The organism is Gammaproteobacteria bacterium (assembly GCA_029881255.1).
Classification (GTDB): Bacteria; Pseudomonadota; Gammaproteobacteria; order S012-40; family S012-40; genus JAOUMY01.
This window is the reverse complement of the sequence record JAOUMY010000001.1, coordinates 852,271-873,358: the sequence shown is the minus strand read 5'-3', so window position 1 is coordinate 873,358 and position 21,088 is coordinate 852,271. Positions and strand designations below refer to the sequence as shown.

Here is a 21,088-nt window from a genome sequence, read left to right as displayed (position 1 = left end):
TAGTTATCGTCTCGCCATGCTCACTCGGTCATGACCCGCCAAGTCTTTTACAGTTTGAACGTCGGTCAAGCCTTTCTGCATCAACAGGGCGCGAACATTTTCAGCCTGTTTCCAACCGTGCTCAAGTAACAACCAACTTTCATCCTTTAATAAATTCTTCGACTGCGTGGTGATTGCATCAATATCCTGCAAACCCGCAGCTTGCGAAAACAGGGCAACTCCAGGCTCATATCTTTGAACATCAGAGGCAAGATCTGGATCATTCTTATCGACGTATGGTGGATTACTAACGACAAGATCAAACTGATGATCGGCAAAACATACTCCCCAACTCGCACGCACGAAGTGAACGTTTGCCAGATGATGTTTAAGCGCATTAAATTTTGCGATATCCAGTGCTGCCGCAGACTTGTCCGTTGCGACAATCATTGCGTCTGGGCGCTCAATCGCCAGCGCCAACGCGATCGCTCCACTGCCGGTTCCCAAATCGAGAATGACAGGGCTGCGGACATTGGATAACAAATCCAACGAATGCTCCACCAGCAACTCTGTTTCAGGGCGGGGTATTAAGGTATCCGATGTCACCTTGAGGCTTAGCGACCAAAATTCCTGCGTACCTGTAATATAAGCCAGTGGTTCACCAGTGGCACGCCTGCTTACCAGCGCGCGAAAGAACTTCTCTTCGTCCTCATTCAACTCTCGCTCAGGCCAGGTACGTAGATAAGCACGCTTTACATCGAGAACATGACACAGCAATAACTCAGCATCCAGAACAGCTGTGTCGCTCGGCATTTTCTCCGACGCCTGCTTTAAAGCCTGTTGTATAGACTCGGGCACAACACGCCTCTATTTCTCTTCGCTAAGCGCAGCCAGCTGATCCGCCTGATATTCATTAATCAACGGTTCGACGATCATATTCATTTCGCCTTCCATTAGCGCTTCCAGTTTGTACAGAGTGAGATTGATACGATGATCGGTAACACGCCCCTGCGGAAAATTATAGGTACGTATGCGCTCAGAGCGATCTCCACTGCCGACTTGCAAACGTCTGGACTCAGCCTGTTCCGCAGCCTGTTTTTCCTGTTCCTGTGTTAACAGCCTTGATTGCAACAAAGACATAGCGCGAGCGCGATTCTTGTGCTGTGATCTTTCGTCCTGACACTCAACAACGATGCCTGTCGGTAAATGGGTTATCCGAATGGCCGAATCAGTTTTGTTAACGTGCTGCCCACCAGCGCCTGATGCGCGATAGGTGTCGACTTTTAGATCTGCAGGATTGATGTTGATCGCTTCCACTTCGTCGACTTCAGGTAAAATCGCGACCGTACATGCAGACGTATGTATGCGCCCCTGTGACTCGGTTTCTGGCACACGTTGCACGCGATGCGCCCCTGATTCGAATTTCAATTTTGAATAGGCGCCTTTTCCAATGATGCGTGCGATAACCTCCTTGTAACCACCGTGTTCGCCCAGGCTCTCACTCATGGTTTCCACTTGCCAACGCTGTATCTCGGCATATTTTGAATACATTCGGAATAAATCACCGGCAAATATCGCCGCCTCGTCTCCACCAGTACCTGCGCGAATTTCAAGAAAGATATTGCTGTCGTCATGGGGATCTTTGGGTAACAGAAGTTTTTGCAATTCCAGCGATAATTCTTCACGGCGTTTTTCCGCAAGCTTGAATTCTTCCACGCCCATCTTGCGCATGTCCGCGTCGCTGTCATCCATCAACATTTGCGCCGCCTCGATATCCTCTAGCGTTTGTTGATAACCATGAAAACAATCAGCAACCGGCGTTAGCTGCGCGTGTTCTTTCGACAGATTTCGAAATTTATTTTGATCACCAATAACACCAGGATCGGCGAGCAAGGCATTTATCTCCTCTACCCGCTCGGAGATATGCTCCAGCTTGGCCAGTATGGATGCTTTCACAGTTAACCTTCTTCAGAATGTTTGAGGTTGTAGATTTCCTGGATGGCTTTTAGCAATTCGACTTCGCCATCCTGGCTGGCACGACGCAGCGCAGCCGTAGGATTATGAGAGAGTTTATTGGTGAGATTATGCGCCAAACGATGCAAAACGTCTTCTGCATTCGCGCCGCCATTCAGTGCGGCAATCGCTTTTTCCAGTTCCGCATCTTTGAGGATATCCATTTGGGTACGAAATTCTCGAATGAGACTTACCGAGTCCTGTGATTTCATCCACCCCATGAAATTGGAAACCTGTCCATCTATGATTTCCTCTGCCTTGAACGCGGCCTCCTGGCGACTCTTCAAGCCTTCCTGAATAATTTCCTGGAGGTCATCGACGGTATAGAGATAGATATCCGCCAACTCACCCACCTCAGGTTCAATATCCCGCGGCACAGCAATATCAACCATCAGAATTGGACGATGTTTACGCGCCCTTATCGCCCTTTCGACACTTCCCTTACCTAAAATTGGCAAAGGACTGGCCGTCGAAGAAATAACAATATCGGCTTCTGCCAGATGCTTAGGAATATCGCCTAGAGGAATCGCATAAGCGCCCAATTCATCTGCCAAGGCTTGCGCTCTTTGTACAGTGCGGTTCGCGATGATCATACGGCCAATACCGTTTTCATGCAGGTGACGCGCTGCCAGCTCAATTGTCTCGCCTGCGCCAATGAGCATCGCCGTATGTTTTTCGAAATTGCTAAAAATCTGTTTGGATAAACTCACCGCCGCAAACGCTACAGAAACAGGGCTTTCGCCAATTGCGGTATCTGTGCGAACTTGTTTGGCTACATTAAACGTATGCTGACAAAGTCTATTGAGAATCTTTCCAACCGTGCCCGCCTCGGTTGCCTGACGATAGGCGGTTTTTACCTGGCCCAGAATTTGCGGTTCGCCCAACACCAGTGAGTCAAGACCGCTGGCGACTCGTAGGAGATGACGTACAGCTTCATTATCCGGATGAGCATAGAAATAGGGACGAAGCTTTTCCAGTTCCAGGTGGTGATAGTCGGAGAACCAGTGTTCGATCGCGCTGGTATCCGCGTCGTTCAGGCAACAATAGAGCTCTGTACGGTTACATGTGGACAAGATAGCGGCTTCTTTTACACGCGCGCCGGCCACCAACCCATTTAGGGCCTCAGCTAAGCGCTCTGGCGCAAATGCGACCTTTTCCCGAATGTCGACGGGAGCGGTCTTGTGGTTAATACCGAATGCCAGTAGTTTCATATAAGTGCCAAGGAGTCCTGAAGCAGCGAACCCGTAATTTTCTTAAAAGGCCACCGTAAAAACAAGCCATACTTTCGCTCGGGGCAATTCTTGCTTACTGATTCCTTTGTCAAAAATGGTATAGTAGCAGCGCTTGCTCCGGATATAACAACTTCCTGTTTTTGCTAAACAATGTCGGGCAACGTTCACACCGTTTGACCCATAGGCGGGAACCAAATTCAGTCGAATGGGCCAATAGTATAGGCGGACGCATTATGCCGCTATTAACCCTGTTGATACAGAATATTTAAGCAACTGAATTTATTGACGATATAGTGCTACCAGTCGAAAGCGGAGTTTAGATGAAGATTAGGCCAAGTGTCGGCATTCTATTACTTATGGCAACAGGCCTGCTCACTGCCTGTAGTAGTACACCTCAACGCCACGATTCCAACAATGGCCGTCTACTGGAAAAACCTGGAGACGTGGACTTCGGCTCTGTTCAAGCAAATATGATGTACGAAATCTTGGTGGGGGAAATAGCCACACAACGCGGCCAGCCGGATGTAGCGGCTCACTTCTATCTCGAGGCCGCCAAGAAAAGTCACGATCCGGAGATTGCTGCGCGTACAGCCCGCATTGCCAGCTTTGCAAAAGAAGACACCGTTGCCCTGGAAGCAGCACGCATCTGGGTGGAAAACGACCCAGGCAATCTTGAAGCTACGCGTATGCTCACCGTTTTTTATATCCGAACTGGAAAAATCGAAGACACCAAGAAGCTGGTTATGACCCTGCTTGAGGCTAGCGAAGAGCGAATTTCGCGCACCATTTTACACATAGGCGCCATGCTACAAAGGGAAGCAAGCGAGAAATCCGCTGTAGAGATATCAGCTTTTGTGAGCGAACGTTACCCGCAATACGCCGAAACCCATTATGTACACGCCAGCTTGCTACTTGGGGTTAATGAAAAAGAGCAGGCCCTCGCAGCGGTTGAGAAAGCACTAAAAATCAAACAGGACTGGATAGACGCTATCACCCTTAGAGCACGCGTACTCATTCAGTTAAGTCGTAGTGAAGAAGCGCTCACCTATCTTGCAAAATACCTCAAGAGCCACCCCAGCGAAGATGGTGTCCGCCTGACCTATGCCCGTGCACTAGTTGACGTACGTCGCCTTGAAGAAGCCCGCAGTCAATTTGAACTGCTTGCAGTTAAAATGCCGGACAATGAAGATGTTTTGTTCACGCTAGCCATGCTTTCCATGCAGTTTAAACAACTCGATGAGGCAGACGGATACCTGCGCCAGTTATACAAGATGGGTAAAAGTTCTTCACAGGTGATGTATTACCTCGGACAGATTGCTGAGCAAAAAGAAAACGATTCCGATGCGCTCAATTGGTATAACCGAATCTCCAGTGGCGAATATTACCTGGACTCACAGTTGCGTATTGCCTCCGTATTAGCGCGCTCTAACTCACTCAATGAAGCCCTGGAGCACATCCGCGCACTGGAAATCAAAACGCTGGAAGAGAAAAAGGAGATCCTGATATTTGAAGGCAATCTGCTAAAGAACGCCGGACAATTCAAAGATGCCTACAATTTATATTCTCGTGGACTCGACGAATTCAGAAACGACATCGATCTGCTTTACTCGCGCGCGCTGGTAGCCGAAAAGCTGGATCGCATTGATGTAACCATAGAAGATCTCCAGTTTGTTCTGCAACGCGAACCAGATAACGCCGCCGCACACAACGCACTTGGATACACGCTTGCTGACCGCACGAATCGCCTGGAAGAAGCACTGCAGCACATCAAGAGAGCCATGGAACTTGAGCCCGAGGATCCAGCGGTTATTGACAGTCTGGGCTGGGTATACTTCCGCCTTGGACAGCATGACAAAGCGGTGGAACTCTTGCGTCAGGCCTATACCATGATTCGCGACGGTGAGGTTGCAGCACACTTGGGTGAGGCCCTATTTGTGTCCGGTCAGACAAGCGAGGCACGTCAAGTATGGGATGAGGCCAGAGAACAATTTGGCGACAACGAAGTATTACTCCAGACCATGAAACGATTTGGCCACTAATGCGTGCATTTGCGCTGCTTGTTCTTTGTTCGGCTCTTGCGGCTTGCACCGGCATACAGGTAAAACCTCAGTTCATTAACGCCAACGAACAACAGTTTGCCTTATGGCAACAACACCGAGATCAGATTAACGCACACAAAGACAGCTGGCAGTTAAGCGGACGTTTTGGCGCCTCGATGGAGAATGATGCCTGGAGCGGCTCCATCTGGTGGCAACAGCAACTCGCCAATTATTCAATCCAACTTGCCGGCCCATTAAATCAGGGCGCTATTTTGCTGCGTGGTGACGATAAGAATGCCCTGCTCGACATGGGAAGCGGCAGCAAACACCATAATGGCAACGCCGAAACCCTGCTTTCACGCTATATCGGTTGGCATATCCCATTTGACGGCCTACGATTCTGGGTCTTGGGACTTCCGCAACCATTAGGGGATACACAAAAAGTCACTCTTGATGAAGAAGGCAGGATTAACCATATCCGCCATCCACACTGGGATGTAAAATTCCAACAATATACACAACGCGGTGATGTTTTCCTGCCGCGCAAAATTGTCCTGAGCAATTCTGAAATTCGTATTCGGCTCGTGCTTGACCAGTGGAAGTTTGATGAATAGACAACACCAGGAAAACTGGCGCTTACCCGACTACGCCTGGCCCGCCCCGGCAAAGCTCAATCTGTTCTTACACATTACCGGCCGACGCGCCGACGGATATCATGAGCTACAGACGATTTTTCAATTTATCGACACCTGCGATTACCTTTATTTTGAGCCCAATACGGACGGCAGCATTTCACGCAAAAATGAAGTGCATGGAATTCCCGAATCCGAAGACCTTATCATTCGAGCTGCACGGCTGCTGCAGTCTTTCACCGATTGCAAACGGGGATGCGTAATACGAGTGGATAAACAGCTACCAATGGGCGGAGGACTGGGTGGGGGCAGCTCCGATGCGGCAACCACGCTATTGGCGCTAAACTTACTCTGGGAGACTGAATTGAGCTTGGCACAACTGGCCAGTCTTGGTTTACAGCTAGGCGCTGACGTACCCATTTTCATCTTTGGCAGAGCTGCCTGGGCAGAAGGCGTAGGCGAAAAGCTGGAAACAGTCTGCCTGGATGAGCCCTGGTTTGTTGTCATCAAACCGAATGTTCACGTCAACACAGGCCAAATATTTTCCTCTCCACAATTGACACGAAACCAACATCCGATCACAATACGCGACTTTCTTTCCGGGGCAACGGTGAATGTGTGTCAACCTTTGGTTGAGCAACACTACCCGGCGGTGAAGGAAGCCATTAACTGGCTTGAAAATTACGCCCCCAGCCGCATGACGGGCACTGGTGCCTGCGTGTTCGCGGCATTTAGCGACAAGATACGAGCAGAAGCATGCTTGTCCGAGCTACCCAACGGGTGGCAGGCCATACTGGCCAAGGGGATGAATGAGACCCCTATACATAAGATGTTCTATGCATCTAAACAGGTTTAATTGGGCCGTCGCCAAGCGGTAAGGCACTGGATTTTGATTCCAGCATTCCCAGGTTCGAATCCTGGCGGCCCAGCCATAATTTTGAAGGCACATAGATACTAATGCCAGAAAAGGCAGACAGTCTCTACCACCAGGATGGAACCGTGAAGGTTCGACAAAATCGCCAGGAGTGATTTTGAACGCGCGCTGCGCGACCCCGAAGGGGCTGAGGACAACGTACGTCCGAGTAATCCTGTTGGAAAACCACAAACACAGGGCGGGTAGCAATATCGCTACCGGCTGGAAAGAACTTCAGGTTCTGCAACCCGGCTAATTCGTTATACAAGGGTGATTAGAGTGTCCGACGGTCGCATGATGGTGTTCACAGGCAACGCCAATCCGCAGCTCACCCGGGATATTGCCCACTTCCTCAGCCTTCCGCTTGGCAAGGCGCATGTAGATAAATTTAGCGATGGCGAAATCACTGTCGAGATACTCGACAATGTTCGTGGTCAGGATGTGTTTATCGTCCAACCCACTTGTCAGCCAGCCAATGACAATCTCATGGAATTGATGATCATGGTGGATGCCATGCATAGGGCATCTGCACAACGCATCACCGCGGTAATCCCGTATTTTGGCTATTCCAGACAGGATCGTCGCACACGCTCTGCTCGTGTACCGATCACGGCCAAGATGGTCGCCAACATGATTGCCGGCACAGGGGTGGATCGCGTACTGACTATAGATTTGCATGCGGACCAGATTCAGGGGTTTTTTGATATCCCGGTGGACAATGTGTACGCATCGCCGATATTGCTGGGCGATATCTGGAGACAAAAATACCCAGATCTTATGGTCGTTTCGCCAGACGTCGGTGGCGTGGTTCGCGCGAGAGCACTAGCAAAGCGTTTAGGTGATGCCGACCTTGCCATTATCGACAAGCGTCGTCCAAGGGCGAACGTTGCCAAGGTTATGCACATTATCGGCGATGTCGAAGATCGCACCTGTGTATTGGTGGATGATCTCGTCGATACCGCAGGGACGCTGTGCAAAGCCGCAGACGCACTTAAAGAACACGGGGCAGCAAAAGTGGTCGCCTACTGTACGCACCCGGTACTTTCCGGTCGTGCCATTGAGAATATCGAGTCATCCAAACTGGATGAATTAGTCGTAACTGACACTATTCCGTTAAGGAGTGAAGCACGCGAATGTTCGCGTATACGTCAGTTGAGCATTGCCGAGATGCTGGCCGAAACCATGCGCCGCATCCACATGGAAGAATCGGTCAGCTCGCTATTTATTGATTAAACGAATTCCGACACCAGGTTTTCCTGCTGTCGAATATGCGCCGAACCTGGTCGCGGGGGAGGCTGATTAAACCAGTGCAATGAGGAGTAAACCATGAGCACGAACTTTGTTCTAGAAGCACAATCGCGTGACGATGTGGGGAAAGGTGCGAGCCGCCGCCTGCGTCACGCCAATAAAGTACCTGCCGTTATGTACGGCGGTGGAGTAGATCCTGTCTCTCTGACACTTAACCATGACGATGTCATCAAGTCGCTTGAAAACGAAGCATTCTATGCTTCGGTTCTGACGATCAAGATTGATGGCAAACCAACCAAAGCAGTATTGAAGGATGTTCAGCGCCACGCTTTCAAACCTAAGGCCCTGCATCTCGACCTTCAACGCGTCAATGAAAAAGAAAAACTGCACATGCATGTGCCTTTGCATTTCACTGGCGAAGAATCTGCGATTGGTGTTAAGGAAGGCGGACTGATTTCTCACAATATGTCTGACCTGGAAATCATCTGTTTGGCGAAAGACCTCCCAGAATTCATTGAAGTCGATGTTTCCGGCCTGAGCCTTGAGCAAACACTACACATTAGCGACCTGAAACTACCTTCTGGCGTGGAGTCAGTACAACTTAGCCATGGCGCAGACCATGACCTACCTGTTGTATCTATCCACAAGAAGAAGGGCAGTGACGACGCAGCCGCCAGCGGCGAAGGCGCCGCTGCAACAGAGGAAGGCGGAGAATAATATCCACTTCAGTTGAAAACGCCCCACATGCCAACGCGTGTGGGGCGTTTTTCGTTGTAGAATACGCGCCATGGCTGATCCTATTACACTTATCGTTGGACTGGGTAACCCCGGTAAAGAATACGAGACAACGCGACACAATGCGGGTTTTTGGTTCGTAGACGAAATCGCTCGCGCGCATGGCGTGTCTTTCAAACCAGAAAGTAAATTCTTTGGCGAACTTGCGCAATTCAACGCGCAGGGGGAAAAGATCTTCTTGCTCAAACCTACTACTTTTATGAATCGTAGTGGACAAAGCGTTGCCGCCGTCGCTACCTTTTATAAATTACCGCTTTGCGCCATGCTGATTGCTCATGACGAGCTCGATTTCGAACCTGGGATCGTCAGACTGAAGCTCGGTGGTGGCCATGGCGGCCACAATGGTCTGCGCGATATCATTGCGCGCATGGGAAACAATAAAGAATTTTTACGTTTGCGTATCGGCGTTGGCCACCCGGGACATCGTGAACAAGTTACGGGACACGTACTAGGCCGGACACCTCAAGGCGAACGTGAATTAATTGATCGCTCACTCGATGATGCGATACGCGTTTTGCCAGAGCTGGTCGCTGGTGAAATCCAGAAGGCGACTAATAAACTTCACAGCAACAACACATTAAGATAAGGAAACTGGATATGGGCTTTAAATGCGGCATCGTTGGACTTCCTAATGTAGGCAAATCCACTCTATTCAACGCCCTCACCAAGGCCGGTATCGAGTCTGCCAACTATCCCTTCTGTACTATAGAACCCAATGTCGGAATTGTTTCCGTTCCAGACTATAGACTCAACCCTTTAATCGAAATCGTGAAACCGCAAAAGACGATTCCCGCCACGATGGAGTTTGTAGATATCGCAGGCCTGGTCGAAGGGGCATCCAAGGGTGAAGGCCTGGGCAATAAATTTCTCGCCAACATCCGCGAAACCAATGCAATTGCACACGTGGTTCGCTGCTTTATCGACGATGACATTACTCACGTATCCGGTAGCGTCGATCCGTTGCGCGATATTGACGTTATCAATACTGAGCTAGCATTAGCAGACCTCGAAACCGTGGAGAAGGCGATTCTACGTGCCGCCAAGAATGCCAAGAGTGGTAACAAGGAAGCCATCGCGCAAAAGAACTTGCTCGACCGGGTTCGAGAGCATCTTGATAGCGGCCAGCCAGTTCGGGCAATGGCATTGAATGATGACGAATTGGCTTTGATCAGGGAACTTCATCTGCTGACCATCAAACCCACTATGTATATCGCCAACGTAACTGACGACGGCTTCACCAATAATCCCCTGCTGGACGCTGTAAGCGAATTGGCACAGAAAGAGGGGGCCGAGATTGTGCCTGTCTGCGCTGCTATCGAGGCCGAGATTGCAGAACTGGATGATGCCGAGAAAGGTGAGTTTCTCTCTGACCTGGGACTGGAAGAGCCAGGTCTGAACCGGGTAATCCGCGCAGGCTATAAACTACTTGGGCTTCAGACCTATTTCACCGCTGGCGTAAAAGAAGTCCGCGCCTGGACGATCAAGATAGGCTCCACAGCCCCTCAGGCTGCTGGCGTCATCCATACAGACTTCGAGAAAGGCTTCATCCGTGCTGAAGTAATCGCCTACAACGATTACGTACAACTAAAAGGTGAAGCGGGTGCAAAAGAGGCTGGAAAATGGCGTTTGGAAGGCAAAGAATATATTGTTCAGGACGGCGATGTAATGCACTTCCGTTTTAATGTCTGATTATCAGTACCTTATAGTGTGACGGGAAGTAACACCCCCCTGTCCTTGACAAACAGGGCCTAAATCCGCAAAATTCGCCTTCCTCGCGTGGCTATGTAGCTCAGCTGGTTAGAGCACATCACTCATAATGATGGGGTCCCCTGTTCGAATCAGGGCATAGCCACCAATTTAAACTTCTGCATGTTTGTCTCGAAGTTTATTAGAAACTGTGCGAGATTCTAAAGCCACCGGCTGGGGCAACTGAATTATCTATACGGTAACTCAGATCGTTTGCCTGATCAACGCGCCTCAATCCCAAAACACGACCATATCCCCCTTGGATACCAATCAGTAAATTCTTGAACGGTCGTAAATGCAATCCTGCTGAGACGCCGACAAATTGCGATGACAATGATATTAAACTACCGCTATTTCCCTCAAACTGGTGTCCTGCCCTTCCCTCAACGGATAACGCCAACCAACTCTTTATATTCATCAGACTAGTCAGAGAAAAATTCAGAGAATCACCTTGGTCAACCTTAGCTCCACCGCTCAATTTGCTTGCAGAATAATTATAGGAAAGGACAGTTTGCACCTTGAGCCAATGATTGAGCTTGGACAATAGAAAAAAGCCTGCATCCAAATCAATATTTCCTTGACCGGCTGCACCTGGTTTTCCATTTTGAATGATTACATCATCCTCTTTAATTTCTGCAATCGCGATTGTGTCGTCGGCAACAGGAATGCTGACCGATGCAAAGCTGGATATGCTCAATAACTTTTTATTGGCCAGTCTGGCTTTAATTCTAATAGAGGGATCCATGAAACCTTTGCCGGTCACACGATATTCAACTCTTTTGAGTTTGTTTTCCAATGATTCATTCTGATGAACAAAAATCTGGTATGGGATTGCAGCGGTGACATTAACTGCATCACCGATACCCAATTGATATCGAGCTATAGCCGCGTTACGGAGCAATTCACTTTTATAAACAGCAGATATAAGACTGGTTGAGAAAAAGCCGTCAGCCTTGGAAGAAAAGAGCAAATATTCGAAAGATACCCCGCTCTCACCGGGAGCTAAGAACTCGGAATCCAATACTACAGGTGATGCGCGTACAGACGTCGATGTAAACGCATATAAAAGCCCTAATAGCAGCCACAAATCCTTTTTCATTATCAAGACCTTTTAACACTTTTTACTGCAAGATGGCAATGTATACACGATACCACTTAACCTGCTCTTAGCATCAACATCCAACTTTTAGAAGCCAATACTTTCAATTAACTATTCAATGAGTTAAAACCAATCTACTTAATATTTCAAATGACAAATTGAAGCACGACTTGTTGACACATACAGTTAACTGCATTGCGCTTTCCCAAACTGATCTCGGAAATGGTTATATTCCATAAACCCCGCCTTTAAAGCATAGACTGTTTCCAAAATACGAGGAGCATCAAACACTGTCGCTGCTCATCCCTTAAAATCTGGAGTCATCACATCTGCATCTGAGACACTAGCGGTGTCAGACAACAGAAAAAGCAGAATACTCCCGGCAGGATAAACATTTATCACTACAGGATGCTATGTTGAACGGTTAAAGGTATTACCTTCAAGTCGTGACACTATATGTAAAACAAAACCTGAAGATTGCTTGTTTATCTACAACGCGGATAAAAACACAGCCTAAAAAACGATGCCTGCAGAGCTAGTACGCACCCATCTCAGCGAAGCCGATAGCCATCAAACAGAATTACGTTCTATTTACTGACTTACGATAAAACAAGTGCGCAGTTAACATATTCTCTCGCGCTAAAACACCCAACCAAGACTGATATCCATATTTACCGCAACATGGGAATCTGGAAACTTAATTGGCATGTCAAATACTGCGCCGTCATCTGCAATCAAGTCCGGGTTTCCAAAAGACGTGTAGCCACCGCCAATTCCTAAATTAAATGTCACATTATCCCAACGCCATAAATAGCCAATCATGCCAACAATTCGCAAGTCCCTACCCGCTCTCGAATAGCGCTTGGCTTGTTCCGTAATTGAGTTTTCGGTTTGTGCGTATGTAGACAACAAACCAACATAGCCACCGTTCTGTAATGCTTCGTCAAAATACCATTCGATACGCATACCTGTTCCCAGCAGCTTGCTTGAGGCGCCCGAAAAGTCAAAATCCTGATAAGCGAACACTGGACCAACAGCCACCTGTGGCCATACCTTCAACATCACATCACCGCTAAACACAGCACCGACTAAGCCAATCGGATTAATACGCAAACTGAGCCTATTCTTTACTTCAAACGCTTGAACGGACAAGCTCAAAAAAGAACAAAAAAATACAATCGCTGCCAGAACAATTGTTTTAGTTTTCATCAACAACTCCCTTTTGTGGTAGACATTATAAGCCAGGGTTAAACGGCATATATGTTTTGCCTAAATATTTCCCGTGCATCGATACTCAATCGACGACATGGCTCATATGAATCTTTTCCTCGCCTGTCAATTCGCCAAACTGTATTGTCGAATATTTGGCTGCGAAAAACCTAATCTTTATTAAATTGACCTACTTTAGACAAGACGTTCTAAATCGAACGTCATATTTCCCACAATCTACTTCAAGGTTTTACGAATACGAGCCGATATCAGGCATTGTGAGTAAGGAAATACAAATTGCTCGATATTTCGTACACTTTTTCACCAATTTAGATTATTTACCCATGAGTAGTATTCCAAAACAGATTTTTGAGCAACGACTAGACGAACTGAAGTCGGCATATCGGAAGGAGATGCTAGTACAGGCCGAAAGCATCAACGCGCTTATTGCCCGCCTTAGCTCGTCGCAATGCAATAGTCATGATGTACAAGAACTTTTCCGCCTAACTCATACTATCGCTGGCTCTGCAGGTACATTCGACGCCCCTGAATATGGCCGTGTCGCTCGTGAGATGACTGAATTACTCAGGAAATACGCAGAAACTGCGACCATACCAGAACAAATTGTGCTAGCCTCAATACGCGATGCCTTTGCGCGCTTGCAAACTGAAGGTGCCAAACACCGAAATCAGTCCGCGAAAAGTTGACTTCCCTAGAGACTAAACAAATTAATGACAAGTCAGTTTGATTGCCGTTCAGGCTGTGGCGCGTGTTGCATTGCGCCGTCAATCACCTCCCGGATACCTGGAATGGCGCACGGAAAGCCTGCTGACACCCCTTGCATTCATCTCGATATGGAGATGCGTTGTCAAATTTTCCATCATCAAAGTCGTCCGGTAGTATGCGCCGGCTTCCAACCTTCACCAGAAACATGCGGTGAGAATCGTGAGCAAGCATTGCATTACCTGAGAACCTTGGAAAAACTGACTCGCAACGACGACACTATTTGACTTCTTCAATATACGTTCTGGAAATCGGCGTCTGTACGTAGATCGTACGTCCATTCTCCTGGGCCCAGAAATAGTAATATCCTTTTGCTGGCTCCGACGTTACCTTGCTATCTTTGATCGTCCACTGCTTCAAGTGGTTACCTTCTGCGAAAGTGACACGATAATTTCCTTCCAACCAGGTTACTCCGATCCGACTGATTTTGTTTTGCTGCTCTTCGGTGCAAGCCAGAATCAGCGACAATGTCGCAAAAGCAATAAAAAGATGGAACTTTTTCATCATCACTCTCCAATCAATACATATTTTGTCAATAAATTCACACATTTCCATATCATACTGGAACCGTGGTTTTTTTATATGGTCTTCCCATTATATGTGTTAAACATAGCAAACGTTGTCTCTTATGAGCACGTGTGAATTAATTTTTACCGTACGCTATGCTATATTTGCCGCGAGCGTAAGGATTCAATCTGTAAGTGCTAATAATTGAGATAAAGGGGAATAGCCATGACTCACCTAAAGTCGATTTTGATATTACTCAGTCTGACCACAATTTTTGTCACCAGTGCTTGTACGTCAAAAGGTGGATCCAAGACACCCGATGACAGCAATACAGCTGTTCAAGGTAACGCAGCCACGCAGGAAACCATCAGTGGCCAGGACATTAGCACTGAAGACTCCACCGTCGCATCAACATCTTCTAGTGCAAACACCATTGACGAAGGTGGAAAAAATGTCATTTATTTTGAATTTAATTCAAGCGATCTTTCCGATGCCGCAAAACGCATCGTAGATCGTCAAGCGCAATATCTGATGAACAATCCGGATATCGCGGTGGTATTGGAAGGCCATGCTGATGAAAGAGGCACTCGTGAATACAACATGGCGCTAGGGGAAAAACGCGCGCACAGTATCAAGCAACTGCTAGAGCTGAAAGGCGTATCCAAACAGCAGGTCAAAACTGTAAGCTATGGTGAAGAACGCCCCGAACAAGATGGACATTCCGAGCAATTCTGGAGCAAAAACCGCCGCGCCGTGTTTAGTTTTGCCAGCAACTAGACACATGGCTAAACATAAAAAAGGGCGCGTAATCGCGCCCTTTTTTGCCACATCACTTACTTTGTATCCCGAGCCTGTTTACTTCGTTCTTTCTTAGCAAGAAAAACGCTAAAAACTACCGGCAAAACGATCACTACCAGAATTGAGATATACCCAACTGTACTTGAGGAAATAACATTACTGGACGCCAATGCAACGACCAGTAGTATCACTAAGAATGATCCCCCACCGTAAATTACCAGATTCTTGATATCTTTCATTTCACTTCACTCGCTATATATGATTACTTTTTTCTTTCCAAGCCTAGCGGATTCGCCGGGTCAACGCCTTCCATAAAAGGCAATAGCCGATTCTGGTTGGTAAGCTGATATATCTTACCTACCCAATTATTAATCACTGCCTCAGCGGTATCTCGCCAGGTATTATCAAGAGTAGCCTCAATAAATTGTTCTGGAAAATCGGGAAACTGCAATTTCTTGCGCTTGGCGTTTTCTACCATCGCACGAAATTCATCCGCTACTGCTTTTACCTGCTTTGAAAAATAGTGACGCGGTACAGGCGGATACTCATCCAAGTCACCCACAAAATATCGCTTCACTTCTCTCTTGTACTCTTTTAGCAAGCTAATCGTGTCATATTCTGGGTGACCTTGGAAGAAAACAGTCCGAAAACCGTCCTCACTCACGGCCAGGTGCACCCCCGCTTCTTCGCTTTCAACCAATACATTCAGACCCGACTGTTCGAATTGCTCTCGTGTAATTTCATTAAAACGAGAATGGGGCACGTCGAATCGTGTATTAACACCGGTTACCAATGGATGCAAACGATCAATAACCCGATGAGGAAAAACACCCCAGCGTTTTTCCGATAAGCGTCTACGCACTTGTCCATAACGAAATTGCATAACCGCATGGGTGGTCAAACACGAACACAAGGTCGAGGTCACATTGTCATAAGCCCACGACATAATCTCACTCAAAGGCTCCCAAAACGCTTCTGCAGACAGATCCGGCTTAGTTACGTTGGCGCCAGTGATAATCAAGCCATCCAATCCTTCGCGTTTTATGTCATCGAAAGATTCGTAGTATTGATCTATATAGGCTTGCCCTTCACTTGAACGATCAATTTCCTTTAGCGAAAAAGGGTGCACATAAAACTGGACAACGTGATTACTTCCCCCGATCAGACGAAAAAACTGACGCTCTGTTGCTGACAATGCAGCATCGGGCATCATATTTAACAGGCCAATATGAATCTCACGAATGTCCTGCATACGTGCGCGTTCAGGCGACATGATTATCTCACCATCGCAACGTAAGCGATCAAAACTAGGCAAATTAGAATGCGCGACTAATGGCATAATTTTCCGTTCCTATCACTTGCTACGCGCTAATACATCCGCTACCAATTCAATAAAACTCGCTTCGTCCGACACTCCTGCCAATTCTTTAGTCGAAATGGTATATCCATAGCTATCGGCAATGGCTTCATATCGAGGAATGCGCGCGTAAAATAGACGTGGAAACATCCAGCGGACAAAATCATCCGGATCAATTTGCGCCACGAAATCCAGAGAGCGCTCTTTTAGAAACTCCGCTAATTGTTCATCGAGAAAGGCTTCGCGATAATACAGTGGCTTTGGCGCCTTCTCTGCTCGTCGAATAAGCTCTTTTTCATCATCCCTGGTCGCCTTTATGTATACGACTAAGGTATTCTCTCTAAGTACATCAATGACACTTTGATCATCAAGCTCACATACACTACCGCCACCGTCATTGATGAAATGTTTATAGCCGTATATTTCCTGGGCTTTGCGTAAGAATTCTGGAACATCTTTCATAGCCGCGACTTCCGCAACGTGATGCAGTCGTTGACGCCGTTTAAATTCCTCTAGAGGCAAACCTCCTAACTCCGGATTACCCAACTTCCCTAAAAAACTGGCGACGGGCTGAAGATTATCAACTGTAATATTGTTTCTAATATAGATCGAATCAGATCTCAAAAGATCACGCAGAAATGGAACCTGCATTGCCTGTTGTTTAATATTGTCGAGTATCGGCTCATCCAGATAGCGAGTCCCAATTCGGTAATCCCCAGAAAAGTGAAACCAATCACTGCTTCGCAACATCGTTGCCAAGCGAGTCTTACCTACACCAGACATCCCCAACAAGGTTATACGCTTATTATCCCAGGCCCGAAATTCTTCTGCTGACATCCTCACGATGTAATCCTTCTCTCGTTAATCACTACAATAATATTTGTTCAATTCCGCCGTTGTTAGCCTTTTCGATGAAAGCTTTTTGCCAGTCGTCGCCCATCAATTGCTTGATAAGTTCGACTACAATATAGTCCGTTGTTAAGCCTGTATCGTTTTTGTAGCGTGACAAGCCCTGCATACACGCCGGACAAGAGGTTAACATTTTGACCTCCCCTTTCTTCGCTTTAGGCTTACCGACCAACGACTCAATACCTTTACTAAGCTCTTCCTGCTTACGAAAACGCACCTGCGTCGCGATATCTGGCCGTGACACGGCAAAAGTTCCTGCTTCGCCACAGCAACGCTCTGACAAAAGCACTTCCTGCCCCATTAAACCTGAAGCAACTTTCTGGGGATTTTGCAACTTCATAGGTGTATGACAAGGGTCGTGATACATATATTTGATTCCGTCACTTTCCTTTAATCCATAGCCTTTTTCCAACAAATATTCATGAATATCCATTAGACGACATCCGGGAAAAATGCGCTCGAATTCATACTTCAGCAATTGATCCATACAAGTACCACAGGAAACAATCACCGTTTTTATATCGAGAAAATTCAACGTATTCGCAACACGGTGAAACAAAACGCGATTTTCCGTCGTAATTTTTTTGCCTTTAACTTCATCACCGGTCGAAGTCTGCGGATAACCACAGCAGAGATAACCGGGAGGCAACACGGTCTGAACACCTGCGTCATATAACATTGCCAACGTCGCCAGACTAATCTGACTAAATAGACGTTCGGATCCACAACCCGGGAAATAGAACACCGCTTCACTATCATCGTTTACTTTCGCTGGATCGCGCAGGATAGGAACAGTTTTATTATCTTCGATACGCAACAACGCACGTGTTGTTTTTGCTGGTAACTGCGAAGGCATCGGCTTGCGAATGAGATGTATAACTTGCTCTTTTATTGGCGTACGCCCTGTTGTCGATTCCGGCCGTTTTTGTTGTTTCACCACACCAACACTCTTGGCAGCGGTATGCGCAATGCGTTGCGCCTTGTAACCCCATTCAATCAAACCCTTTCTCATACCCTTTATAACAGAAGGATCTGTCGCATTGAGAAATGCGATTGACATTTTCGTTCCGATATTGGATTTCTTTTGGCCGCGCGCGCGCAAGATATTGCGCATACGCGTTGTTACGTCACCAAAATCGATATTGACAGGACAGGGATTAAAACATTTATGACAAACCGTACAATGATCGGCGACGTCATTCATCTCATCAAAATGCAGAACCGATACACCACGACGCGTTTGTTCTTCGTAAAGGAACGCCTCTATGATCAGTCCGGTTGCGAGAATTTTGTTTCTGGGAGAATACAAAAGATTCGCTCTTGGAATGTGCGTATTACAGACCGGTTTGCACTTACCACATCGAAGACAGTGACGAATATCGTCATTTAACGCGCCAAGTTCACTCTCTTCCAGGATGATTGCTTCTTGCTGAACCAAGCGAAGAGAGGGTGTGTACGCGTCATCGAGATTCCCGCCTTCCAATAATTTTCCTCGATTAAACCAACCCTGCGGATCAATCTGTTGCTTGTAGCGAGCGAAGGATGCAATTGCATCCTTGCTTAAATATTGAAACTTGGTGATACCTATGCCGTGTTCACCCGAAATAACTCCGCCTAGATTTTCAGCGAGAGCCATAACCTGATCGACGATATGATCTGCCTCACGAAGCATCGTGTAGTCATTCGAATGCACAGGAATATTTGTATGAACATTGCCGTCACCCGCATGCATATGGGTAGCAACAAATAACCGACTACTACGGATCTTCTGATGCACATCGTCGAAACGAGCCCGAATACTTTCTAAGTCTCTACCCGCGAAAATTTCCTTTACGGCTTGTTCGACTGAACGGCGATAACTGATACGCAGATCACGTCTAAGCAACAAATCAAGCACCGTATCATTTTCTCGGCACAGTGGTATCGTAGCTGGCGAATAGAATGTCTCAAGCGTTTTAGCTGGAGCATCGAAATTCTCTAAAAACGCGCGCCAACGAGTTTCTACTTTATCCAATACTTCGTATGCAGCCTGTTTTTTTCCTTCTAGAATTACGTCGGACTCGTCGTTTGCTTCATAGCCATCGGCCATCCGCAATTCATACCAATCTGAGCGTATGTAATCGCGTACCGCGTCGACAATTTGCAGCTTATTTTTTATCGACTGTTCGATATTGATTCGCTCGACACCTCTTGTATATTCCGCCAGTTTGTCCAGAGGAATAACAACGTCTTCGTTGATTTTGAACGCATTGGTATGCGCTGCTATCGCCGCTGTACGCGTACGATCCAACCAGAATCGGCGCCTGGCTTCCGGACTCACCGCAACAAAGCCCTCGCCATCACGATTCTGCGTCATCGCCACGACAGCCTCCGCAGCAGCTGCAACTAGCTGTTCATCCTCACCAGAGATGTCTGCGATCAACACCATCTTTGGCATCTCTCTCCGTGCTGCCTTTGTGGTGTAACGCACGGCTTTTACATATCGCTCATCCAGATGTTCCAGACCTGAAAGACAAACCGATTTTGCCTGCTTAAGATAGTCATTTATCTCGACGATTGCAGGTACGCTCCGCGACAAATCATGTCCGAAAAACTCCAAACAAACCGTCCGTGTAAATGCGGGCATACGATGCAAAATAAAGTAAGCAGAAGTAATCAGGCCATCGCAGCCTTCTTTTTGTACACCCGGTAACCCGCCTAGAAATTTATCGGTAACATCTTTACCCAAACCAAGCTTGCGAAACGCCGAACCAGGCATTTTTATTTCATACGGCTCACCAGCCGAGGTGTGGCCATCCGCTTCAAAGCGTGAAACGCGAAATCGCACTTCTTTTTGTTCATGGATTTTTCCGAGGTTGTGTCCAATTCGCTCAACCTCCATCCACTTTGCATCCGGCGTCACCATGCGCCAGGAGACCAGATTGTCTATCGTCGTACCCCAAAGCACTGCCTTTTTACCACCAGCGTTCATAGCAATATTGCCGCCGATGGTCGACGCATCAATCGATGTGGGATCGACCGCGAAAATTTGCCCAACTTCTTCCGCCGCATCGGCAACGCGACGCGTCACCACGCCACATTCAGCGCGTATCGTTGCCACGGGATGCTCAACACCTTCGATTTGTCGAAATTCGACACCACTCAAGGCTTCGAGCTTTTCCGTATTGATTACTGCAGTATTTTCAAATAAAGGAATAGCGCCACCGGTATAACCGGTTCCACCACCGCGCGGCACTATCGTAAGGCCGCACTCGATACATGCGGCAACGATGTCACGAACCTCTGATTCGGTATCGGGATAGATGACGACAAAGGGAAACTCCACACGCCAATCGGTAGCGTCTGTGACGTGCGCGACCTTGGCGAGTCCGCCAAAATCGATATTGTCTTTGCCTGTACAGCGGGAAAGCTTGCGCGTGACTTCCTTGCGCATATCCCATTGATGTGAAAACCAGGCCTCAAACTCTGCCACAGCAGCGCGAGCCAGGTTGATCAGCTCTAATGTTAGGGAGTTTTGATCGGCACGCTCACCGACCTGATCAAGACGGTGATGTAGAGCGTGCACCAGTGAGTCTCGGCGCTGGCGGTTTTTCAGCAAATCGTCCTGAATATACGGGTTGCGTTTGATAACCCACATATCGCCCAGCACCTCAAACAACATACGTGCTGAACGCCCGGTCTTGCGGGCCACTCTCAATTCTTCCAGTATTTCCCAGCCACGCGGACCCAAAAACCGGATAACAATCTCACGATCTGAATACGAGGTGTAATTATAGGGGATTTCGCGAATGCGCATATTGTCTGCACTGAACATCAAAAATGGGCGCCT

General features: G+C 47.5%; 19 protein-coding genes and 2 tRNA genes. 12 read left to right on the top strand and 9 right to left on the bottom strand.

Translation table 11 applies throughout. From position 1 onward, the window contains the following. Nucleotides 1-3 precede the first annotated feature (3 nt). From prmC to hemA, 3 genes are read right to left on the bottom strand one after another with little or no spacing between them, the layout of a single operon-like run. A complete protein-coding gene (gene prmC / locus OEZ43_04025; GenBank protein ID MDH5544734.1) occupies nt 4-837 on the bottom strand; it encodes a peptide chain release factor N(5)-glutamine methyltransferase in 834 nt (277 codons plus the stop codon). A gap of 9 nt (nt 838-846) precedes the next feature. Beyond that, the gene (gene prfA, locus OEZ43_04020) at nt 847-1,935 is read right to left on the bottom strand and encodes a peptide chain release factor 1 (GenBank protein MDH5544733.1); all 1,089 of its coding nucleotides are present in this window, start codon (nt 1,933-1,935) and stop codon (nt 847-849) included. 2 nt (nt 1,936-1,937) lie between these two features. Beyond that, nucleotides 1,938-3,203, bottom strand: coding sequence for a glutamyl-tRNA reductase (gene hemA / locus OEZ43_04015; protein MDH5544732.1), 1,266 nt, complete (start codon nt 3,201-3,203; stop codon nt 1,938-1,940). A gap of 341 nt (nt 3,204-3,544) precedes the next feature. Between hemA and OEZ43_04010 the strand changes: the two genes are divergently transcribed. The 9 genes from OEZ43_04010 to OEZ43_03970 all read left to right on the top strand — a co-directional run bounded on the left by OEZ43_04010 (nt 3,545) and on the right by OEZ43_03970 (nt 10,706). Beyond that, nucleotides 3,545-5,263, top strand: a complete 1,719-nt coding sequence (locus tag OEZ43_04010; protein ID MDH5544731.1) for a tetratricopeptide repeat protein — start codon at nt 3,545-3,547, stop codon at nt 5,261-5,263. Next, complete coding sequence (gene lolB / locus OEZ43_04005) at nt 5,263-5,877, top strand: lipoprotein insertase outer membrane protein LolB (protein MDH5544730.1); 615 nt, start codon at nt 5,263-5,265, stop codon at nt 5,875-5,877. Before OEZ43_04010 ends, lolB begins: the two co-directional genes overlap by 1 nt. Next, a complete protein-coding gene (gene ispE / locus OEZ43_04000; GenBank protein MDH5544729.1) occupies nt 5,870-6,751 on the top strand; it encodes a 4-(cytidine 5'-diphospho)-2-C-methyl-D-erythritol kinase in 882 nt (293 codons plus the stop codon). Before lolB ends, ispE begins: the two co-directional genes overlap by 8 nt. A 1-nt stretch (nt 6,752) precedes the next feature. Beyond that, nucleotides 6,753-6,827: transfer RNA gene (locus OEZ43_03995), tRNA-Gln, on the top strand. A 275-nt stretch (nt 6,828-7,102) separates the two neighbouring features. After that, a complete protein-coding gene (locus OEZ43_03990; protein ID MDH5544728.1) occupies nt 7,103-8,041 on the top strand; it encodes a ribose-phosphate diphosphokinase in 939 nt (312 codons plus the stop codon). A 93-nt stretch (nt 8,042-8,134) separates the two neighbouring features. Further along, nucleotides 8,135-8,773 carry a 50S ribosomal protein L25/general stress protein Ctc gene (locus tag OEZ43_03985; GenBank protein ID MDH5544727.1) on the top strand — a complete coding sequence of 213 codons (639 nt, stop codon included), beginning with the start codon at nt 8,135-8,137 and terminating at the stop codon, nt 8,771-8,773. Nucleotides 8,774-8,843: 70 nt separating this feature from the next. Next, nucleotides 8,844-9,437, top strand: a complete 594-nt coding sequence (pth, locus tag OEZ43_03980) for an aminoacyl-tRNA hydrolase (GenBank protein ID MDH5544726.1) — start codon at nt 8,844-8,846, stop codon at nt 9,435-9,437. Nucleotides 9,438-9,448: 11 nt separating this feature from the next. Further along, nucleotides 9,449-10,540, top strand: coding sequence for a redox-regulated ATPase YchF (ychF, locus tag OEZ43_03975; protein ID MDH5544725.1), 1,092 nt, complete (start codon nt 9,449-9,451; stop codon nt 10,538-10,540). Nucleotides 10,541-10,629: 89 nt separating this feature from the next. Beyond that, nucleotides 10,630-10,706 (top strand) — tRNA-Met (locus OEZ43_03970). A gap of 33 nt (nt 10,707-10,739) precedes the next feature. Here OEZ43_03970 and OEZ43_03965 read toward each other — a convergent pair. Together OEZ43_03965 and OEZ43_03960 are read right to left on the bottom strand one after the other, a co-directional pair. Then, on the bottom strand, nt 10,740-11,696 hold the full coding sequence (locus tag OEZ43_03965; protein ID MDH5544724.1) for a hypothetical protein: 957 nt from the start codon (nt 11,694-11,696) through the stop codon (nt 10,740-10,742). 639 nt (nt 11,697-12,335) lie between these two features. Beyond that, complete coding sequence (locus tag OEZ43_03960; GenBank protein MDH5544723.1) at nt 12,336-12,905, bottom strand: DUF3575 domain-containing protein; 570 nt, start codon at nt 12,903-12,905, stop codon at nt 12,336-12,338. A 344-nt stretch (nt 12,906-13,249) separates the two neighbouring features. Here OEZ43_03960 and OEZ43_03955 point away from each other — a divergent pair, with 344 nt between their 5' ends. Next, nucleotides 13,250-13,612 (top strand): Hpt domain-containing protein, encoded by a 363-nt coding sequence (locus OEZ43_03955; protein MDH5544722.1) that lies wholly within the window; start codon nt 13,250-13,252, stop codon nt 13,610-13,612. A gap of 24 nt (nt 13,613-13,636) precedes the next feature. After that, the gene (locus tag OEZ43_03950; protein ID MDH5544721.1) at nt 13,637-13,915 is read left to right on the top strand and encodes a YkgJ family cysteine cluster protein; all 279 of its coding nucleotides are present in this window, start codon (nt 13,637-13,639) and stop codon (nt 13,913-13,915) included. Here OEZ43_03950 and OEZ43_03945 read toward each other — a convergent pair. Next, nucleotides 13,908-14,195, bottom strand: coding sequence for a hypothetical protein (locus OEZ43_03945; GenBank protein ID MDH5544720.1), 288 nt, complete (start codon nt 14,193-14,195; stop codon nt 13,908-13,910). The genes OEZ43_03950 and OEZ43_03945 overlap by 8 nt on opposite strands. A 225-nt stretch (nt 14,196-14,420) precedes the next feature. Here OEZ43_03945 and pal point away from each other — a divergent pair, with 225 nt between their 5' ends. Continuing rightward, nucleotides 14,421-14,972, top strand: a complete 552-nt coding sequence (pal, locus tag OEZ43_03940; protein MDH5544719.1) for a peptidoglycan-associated lipoprotein Pal — start codon at nt 14,421-14,423, stop codon at nt 14,970-14,972. Nucleotides 14,973-15,255: 283 nt separating this feature from the next. On the opposite strand, the gene OEZ43_03935 is transcribed toward pal, so the two are convergent. The 3 genes from OEZ43_03935 to OEZ43_03925 are packed head-to-tail and all read right to left on the bottom strand — an operon-like array spanning nt 15,256 to nt 21,073. After that, a complete protein-coding gene (locus OEZ43_03935) occupies nt 15,256-16,332 on the bottom strand; it encodes a homoserine O-succinyltransferase (protein ID MDH5544718.1) in 1,077 nt (358 codons plus the stop codon). A 15-nt stretch (nt 16,333-16,347) separates the two neighbouring features. Further along, nucleotides 16,348-17,193 (bottom strand): ATPase, encoded by an 846-nt coding sequence (locus tag OEZ43_03930; GenBank protein ID MDH5544717.1) that lies wholly within the window; start codon nt 17,191-17,193, stop codon nt 16,348-16,350. Between the two features lie 25 nt (nt 17,194-17,218). Further along, entirely contained in the window at nt 17,219-21,073 is a 3,855-nt protein-coding gene (locus OEZ43_03925; GenBank protein MDH5544716.1) for an FAD/FMN-binding oxidoreductase, read from the bottom strand. Nucleotides 21,074-21,088: the final 15 nt, after the last annotated feature.

Coding starts and splice junctions, on each gene's coding strand:
- OEZ43_03945 (MDH5544720.1), bottom strand. CDS start 14,195: ATGATGAAAAAGTTCCATCTTTTTATTGCTTTTGCGACATTGTCGCTG.
- OEZ43_03925 (MDH5544716.1), bottom strand. CDS start 21,073: ATGTTCAGTGCAGACAATATGCGCATTCGCGAAATCCCCTATAATTAC.
- hemA (MDH5544732.1), bottom strand. CDS start 3,203: ATGAAACTACTGGCATTCGGTATTAACCACAAGACCGCTCCCGTCGAC.
- OEZ43_03950 (MDH5544721.1), top strand. CDS start 13,637: ATGACAAGTCAGTTTGATTGCCGTTCAGGCTGTGGCGCGTGTTGCATT.
- OEZ43_03960 (MDH5544723.1), bottom strand. CDS start 12,905: ATGAAAACTAAAACAATTGTTCTGGCAGCGATTGTATTTTTTTGTTCT.
- OEZ43_03935 (MDH5544718.1), bottom strand. CDS start 16,332: ATGCCATTAGTCGCGCATTCTAATTTGCCTAGTTTTGATCGCTTACGT.
- ispE (MDH5544729.1), top strand. CDS start 5,870: ATGAATAGACAACACCAGGAAAACTGGCGCTTACCCGACTACGCCTGG.
- OEZ43_03955 (MDH5544722.1), top strand. CDS start 13,250: ATGAGTAGTATTCCAAAACAGATTTTTGAGCAACGACTAGACGAACTG.
- OEZ43_03985 (MDH5544727.1), top strand. CDS start 8,135: ATGAGCACGAACTTTGTTCTAGAAGCACAATCGCGTGACGATGTGGGG.
- lolB (MDH5544730.1), top strand. CDS start 5,263: ATGCGTGCATTTGCGCTGCTTGTTCTTTGTTCGGCTCTTGCGGCTTGC.
- pth (MDH5544726.1), top strand. CDS start 8,844: ATGGCTGATCCTATTACACTTATCGTTGGACTGGGTAACCCCGGTAAA.
- OEZ43_03990 (MDH5544728.1), top strand. CDS start 7,103: ATGATGGTGTTCACAGGCAACGCCAATCCGCAGCTCACCCGGGATATT.
- OEZ43_03965 (MDH5544724.1), bottom strand. CDS start 11,696: ATGAAAAAGGATTTGTGGCTGCTATTAGGGCTTTTATATGCGTTTACA.
- OEZ43_04010 (MDH5544731.1), top strand. CDS start 3,545: ATGAAGATTAGGCCAAGTGTCGGCATTCTATTACTTATGGCAACAGGC.
- ychF (MDH5544725.1), top strand. CDS start 9,449: ATGGGCTTTAAATGCGGCATCGTTGGACTTCCTAATGTAGGCAAATCC.
- pal (MDH5544719.1), top strand. CDS start 14,421: ATGACTCACCTAAAGTCGATTTTGATATTACTCAGTCTGACCACAATT.